Origin of the sequence: Isoptericola jiangsuensis (assembly GCF_048320105.1) — a bacterium.
In the GTDB taxonomy this organism is placed as follows: domain Bacteria; phylum Actinomycetota; class Actinomycetes; order Actinomycetales; family Cellulomonadaceae; genus Isoptericola; species Isoptericola jiangsuensis_A.
In genome coordinates this window covers 325,199-345,425 of sequence record NZ_CP182942.1, presented here as the reverse complement: position 1 = coordinate 345,425, position 20,227 = coordinate 325,199, and the positions used below count along the sequence as shown (strand labels likewise).

Annotated in this window: 18 protein-coding genes; 9 read left to right on the top strand and 9 right to left on the bottom strand. The window is 73.1% G+C overall.

Annotation, left to right across the window (positions count from 1 at the left end):
• Positions 1-19 precede the first annotated feature (19 nt).
• On the top strand, positions 20-1,525 hold the full coding sequence (locus ACNHYB_RS01580; RefSeq protein WP_418276627.1) for a leucyl aminopeptidase: 1,506 nt from the start codon (positions 20-22) through the stop codon (positions 1,523-1,525).
• Positions 1,526-1,704: 179 nt separating this feature from the next.
• On the opposite strand, the gene ACNHYB_RS01575 is transcribed toward ACNHYB_RS01580, so the two are convergent.
• On the bottom strand, positions 1,705-2,073 hold the full coding sequence (locus ACNHYB_RS01575; RefSeq protein ID WP_418276626.1) for an oxidoreductase: 369 nt from the start codon (positions 2,071-2,073) through the stop codon (positions 1,705-1,707).
• A 273-nt stretch (positions 2,074-2,346) separates the two neighbouring features.
• Here ACNHYB_RS01575 and sucB point away from each other — a divergent pair, with 273 nt between their 5' ends.
• The gene (gene sucB, locus ACNHYB_RS01570) at positions 2,347-4,161 is read left to right on the top strand and encodes a 2-oxoglutarate dehydrogenase, E2 component, dihydrolipoamide succinyltransferase (RefSeq protein ID WP_418276625.1); all 1,815 of its coding nucleotides are present in this window, start codon (positions 2,347-2,349) and stop codon (positions 4,159-4,161) included.
• Between the two features lie 73 nt (positions 4,162-4,234).
• On the opposite strand, the gene ACNHYB_RS01565 is transcribed toward sucB, so the two are convergent.
• The 3 genes from ACNHYB_RS01565 to ACNHYB_RS01555 all read right to left on the bottom strand — a co-directional run bounded on the left by ACNHYB_RS01565 (position 4,235) and on the right by ACNHYB_RS01555 (position 9,138).
• Entirely contained in the window at positions 4,235-5,557 is a 1,323-nt protein-coding gene (locus tag ACNHYB_RS01565) for a hypothetical protein (protein WP_418276624.1), read from the bottom strand.
• A gap of 99 nt (positions 5,558-5,656) precedes the next feature.
• Positions 5,657-6,760 (bottom strand): Gfo/Idh/MocA family protein, encoded by a 1,104-nt coding sequence (locus ACNHYB_RS01560; RefSeq protein ID WP_418276623.1) that lies wholly within the window; start codon positions 6,758-6,760, stop codon positions 5,657-5,659.
• Positions 6,760-9,138, bottom strand: coding sequence for an MMPL family transporter (locus tag ACNHYB_RS01555; RefSeq protein WP_418276622.1), 2,379 nt, complete (start codon positions 9,136-9,138; stop codon positions 6,760-6,762). The genes ACNHYB_RS01560 and ACNHYB_RS01555 overlap by 1 nt, the downstream gene beginning before the upstream one ends.
• Positions 9,139-9,144: 6 nt before the next feature.
• Here ACNHYB_RS01555 and ACNHYB_RS01550 point away from each other — a divergent pair, with 6 nt between their 5' ends.
• The 4 genes from ACNHYB_RS01550 to ACNHYB_RS01535 all read left to right on the top strand — a co-directional run bounded on the left by ACNHYB_RS01550 (position 9,145) and on the right by ACNHYB_RS01535 (position 12,228).
• Positions 9,145-9,660: a MarR family winged helix-turn-helix transcriptional regulator gene (locus ACNHYB_RS01550; RefSeq protein WP_418276621.1), complete on the top strand. Its 516-nt coding sequence runs from the start codon at positions 9,145-9,147 to the stop codon at positions 9,658-9,660.
• 9 nt (positions 9,661-9,669) lie between these two features.
• Positions 9,670-10,398 (top strand): lipoyl(octanoyl) transferase LipB, encoded by a 729-nt coding sequence (lipB, locus tag ACNHYB_RS01545; protein ID WP_418276620.1) that lies wholly within the window; start codon positions 9,670-9,672, stop codon positions 10,396-10,398.
• 73 nt (positions 10,399-10,471) lie between these two features.
• On the top strand, positions 10,472-11,482 hold the full coding sequence (gene lipA / locus ACNHYB_RS01540; RefSeq protein WP_418276619.1) for a lipoyl synthase: 1,011 nt from the start codon (positions 10,472-10,474) through the stop codon (positions 11,480-11,482).
• A gap of 11 nt (positions 11,483-11,493) precedes the next feature.
• Positions 11,494-12,228, top strand: coding sequence for a DUF4191 domain-containing protein (locus ACNHYB_RS01535; protein ID WP_418276618.1), 735 nt, complete (start codon positions 11,494-11,496; stop codon positions 12,226-12,228).
• Positions 12,229-12,287: 59 nt separating this feature from the next.
• Here ACNHYB_RS01535 and ACNHYB_RS01530 read toward each other — a convergent pair whose 3' ends face one another.
• Positions 12,288-12,734 carry an RDD family protein gene (locus ACNHYB_RS01530; protein WP_418276617.1) on the bottom strand — a complete coding sequence of 149 codons (447 nt, stop codon included), beginning with the start codon at positions 12,732-12,734 and terminating at the stop codon, positions 12,288-12,290.
• A gap of 133 nt (positions 12,735-12,867) precedes the next feature.
• On the opposite strand from ACNHYB_RS01530, the gene glnA reads away from it, so the two are divergent.
• Positions 12,868-14,292 carry a type I glutamate--ammonia ligase gene (gene glnA, locus ACNHYB_RS01525; RefSeq protein ID WP_418276616.1) on the top strand — a complete coding sequence of 475 codons (1,425 nt, stop codon included), beginning with the start codon at positions 12,868-12,870 and terminating at the stop codon, positions 14,290-14,292.
• 76 nt (positions 14,293-14,368) lie between these two features.
• Here the strand turns inward: glnA and ACNHYB_RS01520 are convergent, their stop codons facing one another.
• From ACNHYB_RS01520 to ACNHYB_RS01505, 4 genes are read right to left on the bottom strand one after another with little or no spacing between them, the layout of a single operon-like run.
• The gene (locus ACNHYB_RS01520; RefSeq protein ID WP_418276615.1) at positions 14,369-15,568 is read right to left on the bottom strand and encodes an ABC transporter ATP-binding protein; all 1,200 of its coding nucleotides are present in this window, start codon (positions 15,566-15,568) and stop codon (positions 14,369-14,371) included.
• Entirely contained in the window at positions 15,568-16,443 is an 876-nt protein-coding gene (locus tag ACNHYB_RS01515) for an ABC transporter permease (protein WP_418276614.1), read from the bottom strand. The genes ACNHYB_RS01520 and ACNHYB_RS01515 overlap by 1 nt, the downstream gene beginning before the upstream one ends.
• Positions 16,440-17,294, bottom strand: coding sequence for an ABC transporter (locus ACNHYB_RS01510; protein WP_418276613.1), 855 nt, complete (start codon positions 17,292-17,294; stop codon positions 16,440-16,442). The genes ACNHYB_RS01515 and ACNHYB_RS01510 overlap by 4 nt, the downstream gene beginning before the upstream one ends.
• Positions 17,291-18,529: an ABC transporter substrate-binding protein gene (locus ACNHYB_RS01505; protein ID WP_418276612.1), complete on the bottom strand. Its 1,239-nt coding sequence runs from the start codon at positions 18,527-18,529 to the stop codon at positions 17,291-17,293. Before ACNHYB_RS01505 ends, ACNHYB_RS01510 begins: the two co-directional genes overlap by 4 nt.
• Positions 18,530-18,687: 158 nt before the next feature.
• Here ACNHYB_RS01505 and ACNHYB_RS01500 point away from each other — a divergent pair, with 158 nt between their 5' ends.
• The gene (locus ACNHYB_RS01500; protein WP_418276611.1) at positions 18,688-19,386 is read left to right on the top strand and encodes a CDP-alcohol phosphatidyltransferase family protein; all 699 of its coding nucleotides are present in this window, start codon (positions 18,688-18,690) and stop codon (positions 19,384-19,386) included.
• The gene (locus ACNHYB_RS01495; RefSeq protein ID WP_418276610.1) at positions 19,383-20,192 is read left to right on the top strand and encodes a TVP38/TMEM64 family protein; all 810 of its coding nucleotides are present in this window, start codon (positions 19,383-19,385) and stop codon (positions 20,190-20,192) included. Before ACNHYB_RS01500 ends, ACNHYB_RS01495 begins: the two co-directional genes overlap by 4 nt.
• The last annotated feature ends 35 nt before the right edge of the window (positions 20,193-20,227 follow it).

Sequence of the window (20,227 nt, the reverse complement as noted above, 5' to 3'; positions counted from 1 at the left end):
CCGGGTTAGCCTGGTGGGCGTGGCTGACCTCACTCTGACCGGCAAGAACCCGACCCAGCTCTCCGCCGACGCGCTCGTCGTCGGGACCTGCTCGACGTCCGACGGTGTCGCCGTCGTCGCCGACCAGCTCCCGGCCTCGGTCGTCGAGCGGATCGAGACCCTCGCACCCCGCCTCGGCGTCACCGGTGCCCTCCAGGAGGTGCGCACCGTCCCCGCGGGGGACGGCGTCGCCGCCGACGTCCTGGTGCTCGCCGGGCTCGGCGAGCGCCAGGAGGACGGCACCTTCGACCGCGAGGCGCTGCGTGCCGCCGCGGGCAGCGCAGTGCGCTCGCTGGCGGGCTCCGCGTCCGCCGTCGTCGCCCTGCCCGCGATCGACGAGTCCGAGCTCGGTGCCGTCGTCGAGGGCGCCCTGCTGGGCGCCTACTCCTACACCGCCTACCGCGACGCGAAGGCGGCGGCCAAGCAGACCCCCGTGGGGACCCTGCAGGTCGCGACGTCGTTCGCGCGGACCGCCCGGGCCAAGGCGGCCGTCGCGCGGGCCGAGGTGCTCGCCGCCGCCGTGCACGGGGCCCGCGACCTGGTGAACACCCCGCCGAACGTCCTGTACCCGGCGTCGTTCGCCGACGCCGCCCGTACGGCCGTCAAGGAGCTCGGCGCCAAGGGTGTCAAGGTCACGGTGCTCGACGACAAGCAGCTCGCCGCCGGCGGCTACGGCGGCCTGACCGGCGTCGGCCAGGGCTCCGCCCGCGGCCCCCGCCTGGTCAAGCTGACCTACTCCCCCGCGAAGGCCACCGGCAAGGTCGCGCTCGTGGGCAAGGGCATCACGTTCGACACCGGCGGCATCTCGATCAAGCCCGCGGCGGGGATGGACTCCATGAAGTCCGACATGGCCGGTGCCGCCGCCGTGCTGCACACCGTGGTCGCCGCGGCGCGGCTCGGCCTGCCCGTGGCGGTCACCGGCTACCTCTGCCTGGCGGAGAACATGCCCGGCGGCAACGCCCAGCGTCCCGCCGACGTCGTGACGATCCGCGGCGGCAAGACGGTCGAGGTGCTCAACACCGACGCCGAGGGACGCCTCGTCATGGCCGACGGCCTGGTCTCCGCCGTGGAGGACGGCCACGACGTCGTCCTCGACATCGCGACCCTCACCGGCGCGCAGATGGTCGCTCTCGGTCGGCGGGTCTCCGCGGTCATGGGCACCGAGGACGTCCGCGACGAGGTGAAGGTCGCCGCCGACACCGTCGGCGAGCAGTTCTGGCCGATGCCGCTGCCGGACGAGCTGGCCGAGGGCCTGCGCTCGAAGGTCGCGGACATCGCCAACGTGGGCGAGCGCTGGGGCGGCATGCTCGCCGCCGGCCTCTTCCTGCGTTCGTTCATCGAGGGCACCCCCTGGGCCCACCTCGACATCGCCGGACCGGCGTACAACGAGAAGGGCGCTTTCGGGTACACCCCGGCGGGCGGCACCGGCGTCGGTGTGCGCACCATGCTGGGCTTCCTGGAGAGCCGCGCGGGCGTCGAGAGCTGAACCACCCGCACCTCGGCGGTCCTCGTGCCGCGTGCTGACGCGACGACGCCCCGGCCACCACGGCCGGGGCGTCGCTGCGTCAGGTCCTGCGGCCGGTCCTGCGGCCGGTCCTGCCTCGGACGCGCAGCGGCCGGGCGCCGCGCGGCGCGCAGGCGGCTTCAGGGCGGTTCAGGGGCGGTTCAGGGGCGGTTCGAGCGACGCTTCTGCTGGGCGTGCTGCGCGGAGTTCCAGTCCCGCATGCGCTGCGGGTACCCCGTGAACCGGACGTTGTAGACGGGCACGCCGAGCGAGCGAGCCACGTCGAACCCGGTGCGCTCGTCCGGCACCCGGCGCCGGGTCCACTCCCCTGACGCCGCCACGAGCAGCACCGTCGCCGGTGTCTGGGCGTTGGGCGGCTCGACGTACGCCTCGACGCTGACCCGGGAGGACACGAAGTCCTGGAGGTGGGCGACGGTGTCGGCGCGGCCGCCGCCCGACGGCGTTCCCGCGGCAGCCGGCGACGTGGTCGTGGAGCGGCCGAGGAGTCGATCCATCGCAGACCTGAACATGACGCGAGACTACCCCTGGCCGGGGTGCGTGAGCACGGTCACCGGGATGCTGACGCACCACCGGGTGCTGCCACCAAACCCCGACAGATCGTCCCGGATGTACCCAGCGTCACATTTCTGGGTACCCGACCCCGATTGGGGCTCGGCACCAGGTAGTGACAAGATGACTGACAGTGACCCAGGAAGGCGGCACCGCACCGGATTGCCCGGCACGTCCGGTCGACCACCGCGGGACGTCGCCCGACCCACTGATCGAAGGAGACTCCACAGGTCATGTCTGAGAACGTGCAGCTGCCTGCACTCGGCGAGTCCGTCACCGAGGGCACCGTCACCCGTTGGTTGAAGTCCGTCGGGGACACCGTGGAGGTCGACGAGCCCTTGCTCGAGGTCTCCACCGACAAGGTCGACACCGAGATCCCTTCGCCCGTCGCCGGCGTGCTGGAGCAGATCCTCGCCGAGGAGGACGAGACCGTCGAGGTCGGCGCCACCCTCGCCGTGATCGGCGACGGCTCCGGGAGCGGTTCCGAGGGCGGCAGCGACGCCGCCGAGAAGAGCGAGGAGAAGGCGGAGTCGCCCGCCCCGGCCCAGGAGGAGGCCGAGTCGGCCGCTCCCGCCGAGCAGGAGCCCGCTGAGCAGGGATCTGCCGGGTCGCAGTCCGCCGAGCAGGAGTCCGCGGCGTCCGCCCCGGCGGCGTCCGGCTCCGGCGAGGGCACCGAGGTGACGCTCCCGGCGCTCGGCGAGTCCGTCACCGAGGGCACCGTCACCCGCTGGCTCAAGGAGGTCGGTGAGGAGATCGCGGTCGACGAGCCGCTGCTCGAGGTCTCGACCGACAAGGTCGACACCGAGGTCCCCTCCCCCGTGGCCGGCACCCTGCTGGAGATCCGCGTCGCCGAGGACGAGACGGCCGAGGTCGGCGCGGTGCTGGCCGTCGTCGGCTCCGGGGCTTCCGCCCCGGCCGCCGAGGAGAAGCCCGAGGAGAAGAAGGCCGAGTCCCCGGCTCCTGCTCCGGCCGAGGAGAAGAAGGCCGACTCCCCGGCACCGGCGCCGGCCGCCGAGGAGAAGAAGGCCGACTCCCCGGCTCCTGCTTCCAGCCCTGCCCCTGCTCCTGCGGCACCGGAGAAGCCGGCCGACAAGCCGGCCGCCCCTGCGGCCTCGAGCGGGCGCGGCTCGTACCTGACCCCGCTCGTGCGCAAGCTCGCCGCGGAGAAGGGCGTCGACGTCGCCTCGATCGAGGGCACCGGCGTGGGCGGTCGCGTCCGCAAGGAGGACGTCCTCGCGGCGGCCGAGAAGGCGGCAGCCCCGGCGCCGTCGTCCGCCCCCGCCGCGGCTGCGCCGAAGGCACCCTCGGTGCCGGAGGTTTCCCCGCTGCGCGGCACCACGGAGAAGATGTCGCGACTGCGCAAGGTCGTCGCCGAGCGCATGCTCGAGGCCGTCCAGACGCAGGCGCAGCTCACCACCGTGGTCGAGGTCGACGTCACCAAGGTCGCGCGGCTGCGCGCCCAGGCGAAGGCCGACTTCAAGGCGCGCGAGGGTGCGAACCTGACGTTCCTGCCCTTCTACACGCTGGCCGCCGTCGAGGCGCTCAAGGCGTTCCCGAAGATCAACGCCTCGATCGACACCGACAAGGGCGAGATCACCTACCACCCCTCGGAGAACGTCGGCATCGCCGTCGACACCGAGCGTGGCCTCATCGTGCCGGTCATCAAGAACGCCGGTGACCTCAACCTCGCCGGGATCGCCCGCCAGATCGGCGACCTGGGTGCCCGTACCCGCGCCAACAAGGTGGGCCCGGACGAGCTGAGCGGCGCGACGTTCACGATCACCAACACCGGTTCGGGCGGTGCGCTGATCGACACGCCGATCGTCCCGGTCGGCCAGGTCGCGATCCTCGGCACCGGGACGCTCACCAAGCGTCCCGCCGTGGTCACCGGCCCGGACGGCGAGGACACCATCGCGATCCGTCAGTTCGCGCACCTGTTCCTCTCCTACGACCACCGCCTGGTCGACGGTGCGGACGCCGCGCGCTTCCTCACCGCGGTGAAGAAGCGCATCGAGGAGGCCGCGTTCGAGGCCGAGCTCGGGCTCTGACGCACTGACTCGACGCCGAAGGGGGCGGGGACCATCTGGTCCCCGCCCCCTTCGGCGTCCCCGGCACCCCGCCTCACAGCACCTCGGTGACACGCCACCCCTCGTCGGTCCACACCAGGCGCAGGGTGTCGGTGCGGGGCTCGCTGCGGGGCACCTCGAGCACCGACCCCTCGGGCGACACCTGTTCGTGGGCGCCGATGACGTAGTCGATCTCGACGTCGCTCGTGCCGCCCGCGGTGACGTCGGACGTCGTGCGGACACCCGTCACCTCGGCCTCGGCGCCGACCACCCGCGTCCCGATCTCCTGCGCGCGTTCCCGTTCCTGGCTGGCCGCGTGGTGCGCCGGCGAGCCCGGCTGCGCGACGTCGTCGACCACGGTGTCGCCGGTGAGTATCGCCACCCGTCGCAGCGTGAGCTCCACGGCCGCTGCCGCGGGATCCTCGCGGTCGAGGACCGTCGGGACCACGTCCGCCACACCCGAGCCCGCCAGCCCCGAGCCCGTCACCGGTGACGCAGCCGCTGCCGGAATCGCCGGGGCCGTGGGCGGGCCGGCCAGCTGCAGACCGCCCACCACCATCACGGCCACCGCTGCGACCACCCCTCCCACGGCCAGGCCGACCCGCCGGCCACGCCCCGCCCAGGGGTGACGGCGCGCCACCGTCCGCGCGGACCGTGCCGCGGCCCGTCGTTCGCTCCTGCCCGCCGGCAGGCGGCCCTCGGTCGTCCGGTCGGGCACCGGCCGCCTCGCCCTGCGGTGCGTGGCAGTCTCGGGCACGGTGCTCGGAGGTCGTCGGGCGAGCGCCGCAGCGGCCAGCACCGCCGGCTCGGGCACCCGGACCTGCTCCGGCGGGACGGCATCGTGCACGCGGGCTGCCAGCGTCCCCGCCTCGGGGCGGACCCGGACGTCGTCGGCGAGCGCCGGGGCGAGCGCGGCGCGCAGCGCGACGAGGTCGTCGCCGTCCTCGGGCCCGACGACGGTGGTGACGAGCCGCGCGAGGTGCTGCACGTCGTCGCCCGGCGCGGTGCCGGGCGGCGGGAGCTCGAGGCGGGGTCGCAGGCAGGCGCGCCCGTCGAGCCCGAGCACCACGTCGCCCGGGTCGAGCGGACCCTGCACGATCCCGTCGCTGTGCAGCGCGGCGAGACCCTGGGCGAGGTCGACGGCGAGCCCGGAGGCCTCGGGGACGGTGAGGCGGCCGCGGACGGACAGGATGGTGGCCATGTCGGTGGCGTGCTCGGCGCCCCGGGGCACCACGAGCGTGCCGTCCGGACGGGCGACGGTCGCGCCGACGGGTTCGACCGAGGGGTGGTCGAGGCCGGCGAGCGCCCGCAGGCGGTGCAGGAGCGCGTCGCGGGCGACGGCGTCGGCAGGGATCGTGAGGGCGGTGTCGGTCTGCACGGTGCCATCGAACACCGCCGGGCTGCCGTCCCGCTCCGGTTGTCCACAGGCTGTGCGGCCCTCAGGACCCGGTCCGCGAAGTGGCCGACCGGGCGTCGCTCAGAGGTCGACGCGGTGGCCCGTGCGGGCCGACTCCCGGGCTGCGTCGAGGATCTCCGCCGTCCGTACGGCGTCGGCCGGGTCGACGGGCGCCGGCGCCTGACCGGCCAGCCACGGCCCGAGGCCGCGGTAGAAGTCGGCGGGGCCGCCGTCGGCAACCGGCACGGCGTCGCGGTCGCGGCCCCGGGTGAGCCAGCCGAGCGTGCCGTCCGGGGCGTCGTCGTCGAACCGCTCGAAGGGCGAGGCGTCCTGCTCGAAGGAGGTCACGACGTAGGCGCCGGCGCTGCCGAGAACTCGCGTGCGCGGTCCTGGCGCCCCGACCACGGAACCGGCCCACAGGCGTGACACGACGGCGCGCGGGCCGGCAGCGACCCCACCACCTGCCTCGTGGGTGAGCACGAGCATGACGTCGTCCTCGGTGGGGGTCGTCAGCGCCCGGGTCTGGGCCCACACGCTCGTGGCGCGCCCGAAGAGGACCACGGCGGAGTCCACGAGGTGGGGGCCGAGGTCGAGCAGGAGCCCGCCGCCGCGCCGGTCGTTCTCCTTCCAGCGCTGGCGGGGCGTCGGGCGCCAGCGCTCCCAGCGGCGCTCGAAGGTGTGCACGTCACCGAGACCGCCGCGGTCGAGCAGGGCGGCGAGGGTGAGCTGTTCAGGGTCCCAGCGCCGGTTCTGGAACACGGTGAACGGCGTGCCGGTCGCCTCGGCCTCGGCGAGCACGGCGCGGGCCTCGTGCCCGTCGACGCCGATCGGCTTGTCGACGACGAACGGCACCCCGGCGCGGGCCAGGGTCGCGGCGTGCTCGGCGTGCAGCGCGGTGGGGCTCGCGACCACCACGACGTCGTAGGCCGAGCGCATCTCGATCAGGGCCGGGAGGTCTCCCACGAGCCGGGCACCCGGCCAGTCACCGGCGGCCTGCGCGCGGCGCCCCGGGTCCCGGGTGACGACGGCGGTCACGGACAGCCCTGCCTCGGTGGCCAGCCGGGAGTGGAACTCCCGGCCGGCCATGCCGTAGCCGACGATCGCGACACGGGGCGGCCGGACCGGCGCCGCAGGGGTCGTGGTGGAGTCGTCGGGTCCGGGTGCGGCGTCGGGTGCGGTGACCATCACCCCATCGTGCCCGACGCCGTGCGCTGCGGCCTGCCCAGACGGGCGGGCCACCACACACGGTCGCCGATGTCGTGGACGAGGGCGGGCACGAGCAGGCTGCGCACGACGAGGGTGTCGATCAGCACGCCGAAGGACACGATGAACGCCAGCTGGGCCAGGAAGAGCAGCGGGATGACACCGAGGGCGGCGAAGGTGGCCGCGAGGACCACGCCCGCCGAGGTGATGACCGACCCGGTGACCGCCAGACCACGCAGCACTCCGGGCCTGGTCCCGATCTGCAGGCTCTCCTCGCGCACCCGGGTCATGAGGAAGATCGAGTAGTCGACGCCGAGTGCCACCAGGAAGCAGAACGCGTACAGCGGCACGGCCGGGTCGGCACCGGGGAAGTCGAAGACGTGGTTGAAGAGCACGGCGGCGACGCCCAGGGCGAACCCGAAGGACAGCACGTTGGCGGCCATGAGCAGGACCGCGGCGAGCACCGAGCGCAGCAGCACCATGAGGATCAGCAGGATCACCACGAGCACGACGGGCACGATGAGCTGCAGGTCGCGCTGGCCCGCGAGCTGGGTGTCGAGGCGTTCGGCGGCCGCACCACCGACGACGGCGTCGGGCGAGACGTCGTGGACGGCGTCGCGCAGGGACTGCACCGTCTCGACGGCCTCCTGGCTGTCGGAGGGGGCCTCGGTGGTGACGTCGACGCGCACGTTGCCGTCGACGACGAGCGTGTCGCCCTGGGCGGGTGCGCCCGGCGCCACGGCGGGCTGGTCGGTGACGGGGGTCGCGGCGGCGACCCCGTCGGTCGCCTCGGCGGCCTCGACGACGGCGTCGAGGTCGCCCTCGGGGGCGATGACGGTCGCGGGCTGCGCGGAAACGCCGTCGAAGTGCTCCGTGAGCACCTCCTCGCCGTCCACGGAGTCCACCTGGGTGAGGAAGACGTCGGCGTCGCCGGTCCCCTCGGCGTCCAGCGTGGGCACGAACGCGGCGCCGGCGGCGAGCACGACGGCGGTGATGATCCAGACCGGCCGGTCGTGCCGGCCGACGAACGCGGCCACGCGGGACCAGAGGCCGTGCCCGGAGGCGTGCGCCGCCTGGGCGTCGGTGACGGGTGCCGGCGTGGTGGCGCCGTGCTTCGCCTCGTGGTGGTCGGCGACCTCGTCGTTGCCGCCGTCGTGGTCGGCGTCGGACCGCGCGGTCCGGGCGTCGTCCTGCGGGTCGGCCCCGTGCTTGCCGGCGGGCTCGGCGTGCGGGACGCGCGGCCAGAACACCCACCGCGCGCGACGTCCTCCGACGAGGAGCAGGGCGGGAAGCAGGGTCAGTGCGGACAGGAAGGCGGCGACGATGCCGATGGCGGCGACGGGCCCGAGGCTCCGGTTGGAGGACAGGTCGGACAGCAGCAGGCACAGCAGGCCCACGACGACGGTCCCGGCGCTGGCGGCGACCGGCTCGATGGAGGCCCGCACGGCGCGCTGGAGGGCGGTGTAGGGCGAGGCGATGCGCAGGAGCTCCTCGCGGTAGCGGGCGACGACGAGCAGGGCGTAGTCGACCGAGGCGCCCACCACGAGGATGGACAGGATGCCCTGCGACTGGCCGTTGAGGGTCAGGACGTCGTTGGCGGCCAGGTGGTAGACGACCAGCCCGGCCAGGCAGAGCGCGAGCACCGCGGAGAAGATGACGACGAAGGGCAGCACGGGCGAGCGGTACACGAGCCCGAGGATGACGAGCACCGCACCGAGCGCGACCAGCAGGAGCACGGTGTCGATGGCACCGAACGCGTTGACGAGGTCGGCGACGAAACCGGCCGGGCCGGTGACCCAGGCGTCGAGGCCGGTGTCCGCGAGGCCGCCGTCGGCGGTGGGCTCGGCGGCGAGCGCCCGCATGGCGGCGATGGCGAGCTCGGAGACGCTGGACTCCTCGGCGCCGACGCTCTGGTCGGCGACGGCGGCGTCGAGGGAGACCACCACGAGCATGGCCTCGCCGTCCTCGGACGGCACGACGACGGGGTCGGCGATGCTCGCGTCGGCGACGGTCTGCGGCTCGTCGCCCGACGTGCCTTCGAGCTCGGCGTCGGGCAGCGCCTCGGCGAACGCCTGGACCTGTCCGGCCTGCTCGTCGGTCAGGGTCGACCCGTCGGACGTCTCGGCGACGACCAGGGCCGGGAGGGTCTCCGAGTCGGTGAACTCGGCGGCCAGCTCGGAGGCCTGGGTGGACTCGGCGCTCTCGGGGAGGAACGCCGCGGCGTCGTTGGTCTGGACGCTGCTCAGGTTGCCCTGCGCCTGACCTCCGAACGCCCCGATCGCGAGCCAGACTCCGATCGCTGCCAGAATGACGAGACCACGGGCGACGCCCGACCACTTGCTCAGCATGCTGAGTATCATGACGGGATGGAGGACCGCTCGCAAGTGACGCAGCCGAGCTGGCCGGACGACACCCGGCCCGACCCGACGAGCGACGACCCGGCCGACTGGCCGACCGGGCGCCTCCTATTCACCGTCGTACGCCGCATCGAGCACGACTGGAACGCCCACCTCTCCGGCTGGGGCCTCAACCACGCCGGCCACCCGGTGCTGCTGCACCTCTTCGCCGGCGCTCGCACGCAGCGCGAGCTCGCGGGCCTCAACGGCGTCACCGAGCAGACCATGAGCCGCACCGTCGCCCACCTCGAGCGCTCCGGGTACGTCGTCCGCGCCGACGACCCGCGCGACCGTCGCCGCCGGGCCGTGACGATCACCGACGAGGGTCGGCGCGTCGCGGTGGAGGCGGCCAGCCTGCGCCCCGCCGAGGACCTCACCGCGCGCGGGCTCGCGGACACCGACGTGAGCGTCCTGCGCGACCTCCTGGTCCGCATGGTGCGCGCCCAGCGCGAGATCCCCGCCCCGCCGTCGGGCGACGAGGGCTAGCCTGCTGCGATGGACGTCGTCACCCTGCCCGGTCTCACCGACTACCACGAGGCGTGGGAGCTCCAGCGCGAGACCCACGAGGCCGTACGCACCGGCGGGCGCGACCACACCCTGATCCTGGTCCAGCACCCGGACGTCTACACCGCCGGGCGTCGCACGCGCCGTGACGAGCGCCCCGCGGACGGCACGCCCGTGGTGGACGTCGACCGTGGCGGCAAGATCACCTGGCACGGCCCGGGCCAGCAGGTCGTCTACCCGATGGTGCGCCTCGCGGAGCCCATCGACGTCGTCGCCTACGTCCGTGCGCTCGAGGACGCCGTCATGACGACCTGCGCGAGCCTCGGGCTGGCCACGATCCGCGTCGAGGGACGCAGCGGCGTGTGGCTCCCTGCCGACCCGGGCGACCCGGCCGCCGGTCGCCTCCCCCGGCGCGAGCGCAAGGTGTGCGCCATCGGCGTCCGGGTCGCCAAGTCCGTCACCATGCACGGCCTCGCCCTGAACTGCAGCCCCGACCTCGGTCGCTTCGCACGCATCGTGCCCTGCGGCATCACCGACGCCGACGTCACCTCGCTCACCGCGGAGCTGGGCCGCGAGGTCACCCCCGCCGACGTCGCCGACACGCTGGTGGCGGCGTTGCAGGACGCGCTCGCCCCGCTCCTGGCCGCGCGGAATGTAGCGGACGTCACGTCCGCACCCTGGGAACCGCCGGTGCCGGTGCACCCCGCTCCCGTACGCTGATCAGGTCCGGCGCGGTACCACGATGCTGCGGGCCGCAGCCGGCGAGACGAAGGCTCGACGACGGGGAGACGCCGTGACGATCGCACCAGAAGGACGCCGCATGCTGCGGGTCGAGGCCCGCAACGCCACCACGCCCATCGAGAAGAAGCCGGAGTGGATCAAGACCCGCGCCGTGATGGGCCCCGAGTACTCCGAGCTCAAGGGTCTGGTCAAGAGCGGCGGCCTGCACACCGTGTGCGAGGAGGCCGGCTGCCCCAACATCTTCGAGTGCTGGGAGGACCGCGAGGCGACGTTCCTCATCGGCGGCGACCAGTGCACGCGACGCTGCGACTTCTGCCAGATCGACACCGGCAAGCCCGCGGACTTCGACGCCGACGAGCCGCGCCGCGTGGCCGAGTCCGTGCAGCAGATGGGCCTGAAGTACTCGACCGTCACCGGTGTGGCACGTGACGACCTCGCCGACGGCGGCGCCTGGCTGTACGCCGAGACCGTCCGCCAGATCCACGCGCTCAACCCCGGCACGGGCGTGGAGCTGCTCATCCCGGACTTCAACGCGATCCCCGAGCTGCTCGACGAGGTCAACGACTCGCGCCCCGAGGTGCTCGCCCACAACGTCGAGACGGTGCCGCGGATCTTCAAGCAGATCCGTCCCGCCTTCCGCTACGACCGCTCCCTGGCGGTGCTCACGCGCGCCCGGGAGGCCGGGCTCGTGACGAAGTCCAACCTCATCCTCGGCATGGGCGAGACCATCGAGGAGGTCGAGCAGGCGCTGGTCGACCTGCAGGCCGCAGGTTGCGACCTCATCACGATCACCCAGTACCTGCGGCCGTCGCTGCGCCACCACCCCGTGGAGCGCTGGGTGCGCCCGGAGGAGTTCGTCGAGCTCAGCGAGTTCGCCGAGGAGGTGGGCTTCCTCGGCGTGATGGCGGGGCCGCTGGTGCGGTCGTCCTACCGCGCCGGTCGCCTGTGGGGACAGGCCATGACCAAGCGTGGCGAGACCGTTCCCGACGCCCTCGCGCACCTCACCGAGCCGACGACGTCCCGCCAGGAGGCGGCGAGCCTCGTCGCCCCCCGGGCCAAGTAGACTTGCCCACCATGGCCCGCACGAAGTCCGACGCCGGCGACCCCGCCGCCGCGTCCTCCAAGAAGCAGAAGAAGCCCAAGAAGCAGCGCTGGTACCACCAGGTGTGGTCCGCGTACAAGATGACCAAGCGGCAGGACCCGCTCGTCACCTGGATCATGCTCGCCGTGTTCCTCGGTGTGCTCGCGGTGGCGCTGCTCATCGGCTTCGTCACCGGGCACCCCGTCTACGCGTCGATCGTCGGCCTGCCGTTCGCCCTGCTCGCCGCGATGTTCGTGCTCACCCGCAAGGCCGAGCGCGCCGCCTACACGCAGATCGAGGGGCAGCCCGGCGCCGTCCGCGCCGCGCTCGGCACCGTGCGCGGCGGCTGGAGCTTCGACGACGAGCCGATCGCGGTCAACCGCCAGCAGGACCTCGTGTTCCGCGGCGTGGGCCGCCCCGGCGTCCTGCTGGTCTCCGAGGGTCCGTCCCACCGCGTGCAGCGCATGCTCGACGACGAGCGCCGCCGCACCACCCGCGTGCTGCAGAACGTGCCCGTCCACGTCATCCAGGTCGGCAACGACGAGGGCCAGGTACGGCTCCCGAAAGTGGCCCGCCAGGTGCAGAAGATGAAGAAGAAGCTCACGCGTGCCGAGGCGGCCGAGGTCGGCAAGCGACTCAAGGCGCTCGGCGGGGTACGGCTGCCCGTGCCCAAGGGCGTGGACCCCATGAAGGCCCGCCCCGACCGCAAGGGCATGCGCGGGCGCTGAGCCCTCCGGGCCACCGTTCGACCCGGCGACCTCCGGCGATCACGAGGCGGCCGGGACCGTCACCTGAGCACCAGGACGGTCCCGGCCGCCTTGTCGTGCAGGCCGCGGCCGTCGGCGTCCCACACCACGGCGGGGATCACGAGGCAGACCAGCACCGCACGGATCGCTCCGCGCAGGAAGCCGACCAGGTGCGGGCCCTCGACACCGACCAGGCGCACCTGCATCCGCAGCAGCCGGTGACCGAGCGTGGACCCGACCGCGCTCACGAGCACCAGGTTCATCACGGCGAAGACCGCCAGGGTGGCGAGCGAGTCGTAGTCGAAGAACGCGTAGCTGATGGCGCTCGCCGCCGCCCAGTCGACCACGAGGGCCAGGACGCGCCGGCCCAGACGTGCCCGCGACCCCGGCCCGGACGCGGGCAGCCCCAGGCCGTCACGGCCGTCGGTCTCACCCTTCGGGACGTCGCCACCGTTCAGCCAGGAGCCGAGATCTTCGCGTGAGGCCATAGTTCCAGCCTACGTGGCGCCCGGGCGGCCTACGTAACGTGGACGAAACATCTGCGCCATGCGAGGGTAACCCCGCGGCCCTAGCGTCTAGGTCGCTGAGCCACGTGGCACCGTCCCATCAAGGAGCGCATGCATGTTCACCAATGCCGAGGAGGCAATCGCCTTCACCCGCAACGAGGGGGTGGAGTTCATCGACGTCCGGTTCATCGACCTGCCGGGCGTCATGCAGCACTTCAACATCCCCGTCGACCAGTTCTCGGAGGACTCCTTCACCGAGGGCCTCATGTTCGACGGCTCCTCGATCCGCGGTTTCCAGGCGATCCACGAGTCGGACATGAAGCTGGTCCCCGACGTCAAGACCGCCTTCATCGACCCGTTCCGCAAGCGCAAGACGCTCGTGATCAACTTCTCGATCGTCGACCCGTTCACGGACGAGCCCTACTCGCGCGACCCGCGCAACATCGCCGCCAAGGCTGAGGCCTACCTCGCCTCGACGGGTATCGCGGACACCGCCTACTTCGCCCCCGAGGCGGAGTTCTACGTCTTCGACGACGTGCGCTTCATGACGAACTCGCACGAGAGCTACTACTCCATCGACTCCGTCGAGGCCGCGTGGAACACCGGCCGCGAGGAGGAGGGTGGCAACCTCGGCTACAAGACGCGCTACAAGGGTGGCTACTTCCCCACGTCGCCGTCCGACCGCTTCGCCGACCTGCGTGACGACATGGTCGCCACCCTCGGCGCGGTCGGCCTGGACGTCGAGCGCGCGCACCACGAGGTGGGCACCGCCGGCCAGCAGGAGATCAACTACCGGTTCAACACGCTGCTGCACGCCGCGGACGACCTGATGAAGTTCAAGTACGTCATCAAGAACGTCGGCTTCAACGCCGGCAAGTCCGTGACGTTCATGCCGAAGCCGATCTTCGGCGACAACGGTTCGGGCATGCACTCGCACCAGTCGCTCTGGCTCGACGGCGACCCGCTGTTCTACGACGAGAAGGGCTACGGCGGCCTGTCCGACATGGCCCGCTGGTACATCGGCGGCCTGCTCAAGCACGCCCCGTCGCTGCTGGCCTTCACCAACCCGTCGGTGAACTCCTACCACCGCCTGGTGCCCGGCTACGAGGCCCCGGTCAACCTGGTCTACTCGGCCCGCAACCGGTCCGCCTGCATCCGCATCCCGGTCACCGGCAACTCGCCGAAGGCCAAGCGCGTCGAGTTCCGCGTGCCGGACCCGTCGGCCAACCCGTACCTCGCGTTCTCGGCTCAGCTGCTCGCGGGCATCGACGGCATCAAGAACCGCATCGAGCCGCCGGCCCCCGTCGACAAGGACCTGTACGAGCTGCCCCCCGAGGAGCACGCGCAGATCGCCCAGGTGCCCGGCTCGCTCGGCGAGACCCTCGACACCCTCGAGGCCGACCACGAGTACCTGACCCAGGGCGACGTCTTCTCCGAGGACCTCATCGCCACCTGGATCGACTACAAGCGCACCAACGAGATCGACCCCGTGCGGCTGCGCCCGCACCCGCACGAGTTCGAGCTCTACTACGACATCTGATCCCCCGGCCTGAGAAGGCCCGGTGACGGTCGCGCAACGGCGGCTGACGTGGACACGCCTCACGGCGTCGGCCAGGTCAGCCGCCGTTGTTCGTTCGTGCCGGCGTCCTCCAGGGGGACGGTCCCTCCTGCGGCGAGGCGTCTCGCGGCCGCTGCCCCGCGGAGACGGCGTGGGAGCCACCGTCGACGCCCGACGTCGGCGCACGCCCGGTGCGGACCGCAGGCTCGCTCCGCACCGCCCACCGCGGTGACCCGTGGTCGGCCAGGACCACGACGACCCGGGTGCCCGGCCGGGCCTCCTCCCCCAGGGGGAGCTCAGCCTCCACGGGTTCGCCGTCGTCGCTGACCAGGGAGACGACGACCCTGGTGCCGCTGGGACGGCACCGGACGACGCGGGCTTCGAGGCCGGGCTCGGGTTGTCCACCACGGGCGTCCTGAAGCCGCAGCGACTCACGACGGACCAGCAGCACGGCGGGACCGTCGGGCGCCCCGCCCGGGTCCACCGGTACCCGCCCCCACGACGAGTGGTGCACCCCGTCCCGCACCGTGCCGGCGATCTCGGTGAACCCTCCGAGCAGCCTGGCGACGGGCACGCTCGCCGGCCGACGGTAGATCTCGGTCATCGAGCCGTGCTGGTGGACCTCCCCGTCGATGAGCACGACGGTCGACTCGGCGAGAGCGGCCTCGTCCAGGTCGTGGGTGACCAGGAGGATCGTGGGCGACAGCGCGGCCCGGACCTCCCCGAGGAGCTCGTGCATCGAGACTCGGAGCTCGCGATCCAAGGAGCTGAACGGCTCGTCGAGAAGCAGCGCGCCACGTTCGGCGGCCAAGGCACGCGCGAGCGCTACCCGTTGCTGCTGCCCGCCGGACAGCGACGACACGTCGCGCCCGCCGAACCCTTCGAGGTGGACGAGTCGCAGGTAGCGCTGCGCGCAACGTCGTGCCTCCCGGCGTCGGACGCCGGCCAGCCGGGGGGCGAACGCCACGTTGCCGGCCACGTCGAGGTGCTCGAAGAGCAACGGCTGCTGGAACATGAAGGTCAGGTCGCGCCGCTCGGTGGGTTCGGCGCCGACGTCCCTGCCGCGCACCAGCACCCGACCCGAGGTAGCCCGCTGCAGTCCGGCCGTCACACGGAGCAGGGTGCTCTTGCCGGAGCCCGAGGGGCCGATGACCGAGACCATCTGCCCGTCTCCCACCGTCAGCGACGCACCCCGCAGGGAAGCCGTCACGGCGTCGGGGTAGCGGTGCCACACGTCCCGGATCTCCAGGGTGCTCATCAGTGCGTCCTGTTCTGCTCGGTCATGATCGGGGACGGGAGATCGGCCACCGGCACCTGGTCGCCGCGGCGGGAGGTGACCGACCTGCGGGTGGGGACGTTCCTGCGGGTGGGGAGGCTTCCCCGAGCCACCAGGAGGGACACCAGCACCACGGGCGGCAGGAAGGTCGCCAGAGCCGTCACGGCGACCATCGGGTCGTTGCCCGATCCGGAGGCGGCCGCGCCCAGGAGCACCGGCGCCGTCACGAGCCGTCCACCGCCGACCAGCAGCGTCACGACGTAGTCGCTCCATCCGACGAGGAACGACAGCAGCGCGCCGACGAGCACGCTGCCCCGTACTGCCGGCAGCACGACGCGCCGTCTGGCCTGCCCGGGCGTCGCCCCCAGGGCCTGTGCCTGGGCCTCCAGCTCGGGCGAGGTCCGCGCGAAGGCTGTGGCGCTCGTGTACGCCGTGTAGGGGACCGCCACCACGGCGAGGAGCAGCACCACCGACACCGTCCCCGGCAGGCCGATCCTGATCAGCACCACGTCGAGCCCCATGGCCACGGCGAACGGAGGCAGTGCCAGCGGGACCAGCAGTGCGGTGACGACCAGGCGCGGGCGGCGCGTGAGGCGCCACCCGAGCGCTCGTCCCGCCATCACCCCCAGCGGCGTCGCCACGGCAGCGACCGCCAGGCCGAGGACGAACGACCGCAGCAGCGCGAGCGGCAGTCCGGCCGAGGCGGCCTCTCGCCATGCCGACACCCCCCAGCGCCCGGGCAGCAGGTCGGGGAAGCTCCACCGCTCCGCTCCTGCCCAGACCAGCATCGGTACCATCGGCACGACCAGCCAGAGCAGGGCCAGCACGGCACCCACGACCTGGACCGGCCGCCTCACGGGGTACCTCCCGCCACGGACAGGAACCGCAGTCGTGGCAGTGCCGCGAGCGCCGGCACCGCGACCAGCAGGGCGAGGGCGGAGCCGGTCACCGCGGCAGCCGCGGCGGCCGGTCGGTCGGTGAGCTCGATGGAGCCGAAGAGGCGGAAGGCCAGCACCGGCAGAGGTTCCGGCGTGGCACGTCCCAGCAACCAGGCCACCTCGTAGGACCCGATCGCGTAGACGAGCGTGACCAGCGAGGCCGCTCCCAGCGCGGGCAGGGCTGTGGGCACCAGGACCCCCAGGACCCGCTGCACGGGTCGGGCGCCGAGGCCCGCGGCAACCTGCATCCGCGAGCGGTGACCGGGAGCGACGGCGGCCAGGACGACCAGGGCGACGAACGCCGATTCCTTCCACGCCAGCTCCAGGACGGTGGCGACCGGCCACGGCCCGCCGACCAGCGCCGGCCAGGTGTCGTTCCCGGTCCGGGTCGCGAGCCGGGCCGCCAGTCCCCCGTCGCCCAGCAGCAGGTTCACCGACGTCGCGCCCACCACGTGCGGGACGGCGAGGACCGTGAGGCACACCGCTCTGACGGCCGCACCGGTCCACCCGCCGGCGAGCATCACCATCGCGACGAGGAAGCCGACCAGGGCGGCCACCACGGTCGCAGGCAGCGCGATCAGCAGCGACTCGCCGATCCCCCCGAGCAGGTCCGGCGCTGCGGCCCGCCACCCGCCGAGACTCGGTGTCGGCTCCCCGTACAGCGGCATCAGTCCGACCGAGGTGGCGACCACCGCAGCCATCCCGGTGCCTGCGACCAGGGTGATGGCCACGATCCCGGGGGTGGCCCCGGTCACCCGCGGGTTCGTCATCGTCGCCCGAGGACCTCGCGGCGCCAGCCCTCGTCGAGCGGCGTCACCCACTCCGAGGACAGCTCGGGCTGGGCGTTGGCGGACAGGTCGTCGTACGCCGGGACCACCGGTGACGCGGGCAGCCCGTCGAAGGCGCTGGCGGACTCCGGGTCGAGGAGCTCCTCGTCGAGGACGGTGAACTGACCCCACACGGCGGGGTCGGCCTTCGCCGCCTGCTGCTGCGGGGACAGGGCCAGGTCGGCGACGACCATCGCTCCGGCCTGGTCCGGCGAGCTGGTCGGGATCGCGAGGAAGCTGGCGTTCCCGATCGTCCCGTCCGCGGGACTGAGGACGCGGGTCGTCGCAGGGAAGGTGCCGTCCTCGACCAGCTCGGTCAGGGTCGCCGGCCCGTAGGTCATCGTGAAGTCGACCTGTCCGTCGGCGAACAACCGGTCCAGGGCGACCTGGTCGCGCGGGTACGTCCGTCCCTGACGCCAGAGCGTCGGTGCGACGTCGTCGAGCCGTGCCCACAGTGCCGGCGTCAGCTCGTCGTAGGCGCCTTCGTCGAAGTCGGTGCCCACCGACTCCGCACCTCCTGACAGCGCGTAGAGGGCCTGGCGGACGAAGACGGAGCCGGTGAAGTCCGGTGGGGCGGGATAGGTGAACCGGCCCGGGTTCGCCTCTGCCCAGTCGAGTAGCCCGGAGACGGTGGTGGGCGGGTCCGGGACCCGCGCGGAGTCGTAGACGAAGGCGAACTGCGCCTTGTGCCACGGCGCCTCGCACCCCTCCACCGGTACCCCGAAGTCCTCGCTCACCAGAGGGTCCTCGTCGCCGACGTACTGCATGTTGGGCAGGTCGTCGGACCAGCCGCACAACCAGGCGTCCGCCTCCTGGCCGGTGGCGAAGTTGTCACCGTTGACCCAGACGAGATCCACCGAGCCGTCGTCCTGCCCGGCGGCCCGCTCGGCGAGGACACGTCGCACCGCGTCCTTGGTGTCCGCGACCGGCACCCGCCGCAGCGTCACCCCGAGGTCGGACGCGGCGGGAGCCAGGACGTCGTCGACGTAGGCGTTGCCGCGGTCGTCACCGCCGTACATCCACAGGTCAACCGTCTGTCCCTCTGCGTCGGACAGCACCTCCGCCCACGGCCTGTCGGAGGAGGTCGCAGGCGTCTGGGCGGACGGAGCGGCGCAGGCGCCGCCGAGCAGGGCCGCAGCCAGCAGGGTCGCGGCCGGGAGCAGGGGTCGGGCGGTCACGGCGATGATGTCTCCTCAGATGGCGGGCCGGGGCAGGCGGGACCTCGTCCCCACGGGAACACGGTGGGGGTCCGCCGGACTTCCCCCCGAGTGGGACCGAAGTGCCCACCGAGCGTGTGTGCGGTGGATGCTCCACCGATCGACGACGAGGAGTCCTGATGTTCGATGCGATGCTCCGTCGCCGTCTCGACGGGCCGCTCGCCGTGGCCGCCGAGCGAATCGACCGGTCGTGGGTGACACCGGACCGCCTGACGATGACCGGCCTCGCACTGGGACTGGCCAGCGCCGGTCTCGCTGCCGGCCAGCAGTGGGGCTGGGCGCTGGTCGCGTGGCTGCTCTCCCGGGTGATGGACGGACTGGACGGACCGCTGGCCCGACGGCGATCCGCCGGGACGGGCTCGCCTGCCGGCGGGTTCCTCGACATCACGGCCGACTTCGTCGTCTACGGCACGACGGTCATCGGGGTCGCCGTCGGCGTCGCCGGGACCTCCACCTCCCTCGGCCAGTGGCTTCCCTTCCTGGCCGTCCTCCTGGCCTACTACGTCAACGGCGCCGCCTTCCTGGCCTTCTCCTCGATCGCCGAACGCTCCCGGCACCGCATCGACGACGGCCGGTCGCTGAGCTTCCTGGGCGGTGTCGCCGAAGGCGCGGAGACGATCCTCGTGCACTCGTTGTGGTTGATCCTTCCCGGTCACGCCGCGCTGGTCGCGACCGTGTGGGCAGGGGTCGTGGGCGTCAGCGGCGTCCACCGGATCGCGGCGGGCTACCGCACGCTGCGTGGCCCGTCCGTACCCGCCACACGACCCCGGGACGGGCGGGAAGGCGCAGGGCCGCCCGACGGGTTACCTCAGGCATGACCCCTCGAGAGTCGCCCGCGGACCGCGACCACGCCGCCGACGGTGCGGCGGTCCCCGCGGAGCCGAGCCCCGAGACGGTCCCCGCGGAGCGGTCCTCCCGGGCGGCCGTGCTGCGACTGGCTGCACTGGTCATCGCGTTCGCGGGGGTGTCGACCGCCCTGCACCTGAGCGGCTGGAACGGTCCGGCGCGACTCCAGGCGCTGGTCGAGTCAGCCGGATGGGCCGGTGTCATCGTGTTCGTGGTGGGGTACGCCGTGCTGGTGCTCGTGCCGACGCCCGCCTCGTTGCTGACCGTACTCGGCGGCGCCCTCTTCGGCCTCTGGTGGGGAACCCTGCTGGCGTGGGCGGGTGCGATGCTCGGGGCCTACGGCGGCCTCATCCTCGGTCGGCGCCTCGGACGATCCTCGGTCGACCGGCTGCTTCGCGGACGGCTTCAGCAGGCCGACCGCTTGCTGGTCCGTCACGGGCTCGTCGCGGTGCTCGCGGTGAGGCTGGTCCCGTTGTTCCCCTTCACCCCGCTCAACTACGCCTCCGGTCTGCTGGGGGTTCGCCGTCGCGACTACGTGCTCGGCACGGCGATCGGCATCCTCCCCGGTTCGCTCGCCTACGCCGCCGTCGGCGCGTCAGGAGCCGACCCGCGCGGGATCGCCCTCGGCGCCGGAGGGCTGGTCCTGCTCGCCGTGCTCGGCGGCACCCTCGGACGCCGGCTGCTCGCCACGAGCAGCGGGCCGGGATCGGACCGGTCCGAGTCCGGGACGTCGGGGCCCGGCGCCGGTCGACCCGGCGCCGGTCGACCCGGCGCCTGACGGTCGTTCCGGCACGGTCGAGCCACCACCGCGCC

Bases quoted from the DNA above. Each gene is read 5' to 3' on its own strand.
- ACNHYB_RS01575 (WP_418276626.1), bottom strand. From the start codon at position 2,073: ATGTTCAGGTCTGCGATGGATCGACTCCTCGGCCGCTCCACGACCACG.
- sucB (WP_418276625.1), top strand. From the start codon at position 2,347: ATGTCTGAGAACGTGCAGCTGCCTGCACTCGGCGAGTCCGTCACCGAG.
- ACNHYB_RS01560 (WP_418276623.1), bottom strand. From the start codon at position 6,760: ATGGTCACCGCACCCGACGCCGCACCCGGACCCGACGACTCCACCACG.
- ACNHYB_RS01555 (WP_418276622.1), bottom strand. From the start codon at position 9,138: ATGATACTCAGCATGCTGAGCAAGTGGTCGGGCGTCGCCCGTGGTCTC.
- ACNHYB_RS01550 (WP_418276621.1), top strand. From the start codon at position 9,145: ATGGAGGACCGCTCGCAAGTGACGCAGCCGAGCTGGCCGGACGACACC.
- lipB (WP_418276620.1), top strand. From the start codon at position 9,670: ATGGACGTCGTCACCCTGCCCGGTCTCACCGACTACCACGAGGCGTGG.
- ACNHYB_RS01535 (WP_418276618.1), top strand. From the start codon at position 11,494: ATGGCCCGCACGAAGTCCGACGCCGGCGACCCCGCCGCCGCGTCCTCC.
- ACNHYB_RS01530 (WP_418276617.1), bottom strand. From the start codon at position 12,734: ATGGCCTCACGCGAAGATCTCGGCTCCTGGCTGAACGGTGGCGACGTC.
- glnA (WP_418276616.1), top strand. From the start codon at position 12,868: ATGTTCACCAATGCCGAGGAGGCAATCGCCTTCACCCGCAACGAGGGG.
- ACNHYB_RS01520 (WP_418276615.1), bottom strand. From the start codon at position 15,568: ATGAGCACCCTGGAGATCCGGGACGTGTGGCACCGCTACCCCGACGCC.
- ACNHYB_RS01510 (WP_418276613.1), bottom strand. From the start codon at position 17,294: ATGACGAACCCGCGGGTGACCGGGGCCACCCCCGGGATCGTGGCCATC.
- ACNHYB_RS01500 (WP_418276611.1), top strand. From the start codon at position 18,688: ATGTTCGATGCGATGCTCCGTCGCCGTCTCGACGGGCCGCTCGCCGTG.
- ACNHYB_RS01495 (WP_418276610.1), top strand. From the start codon at position 19,383: ATGACCCCTCGAGAGTCGCCCGCGGACCGCGACCACGCCGCCGACGGT.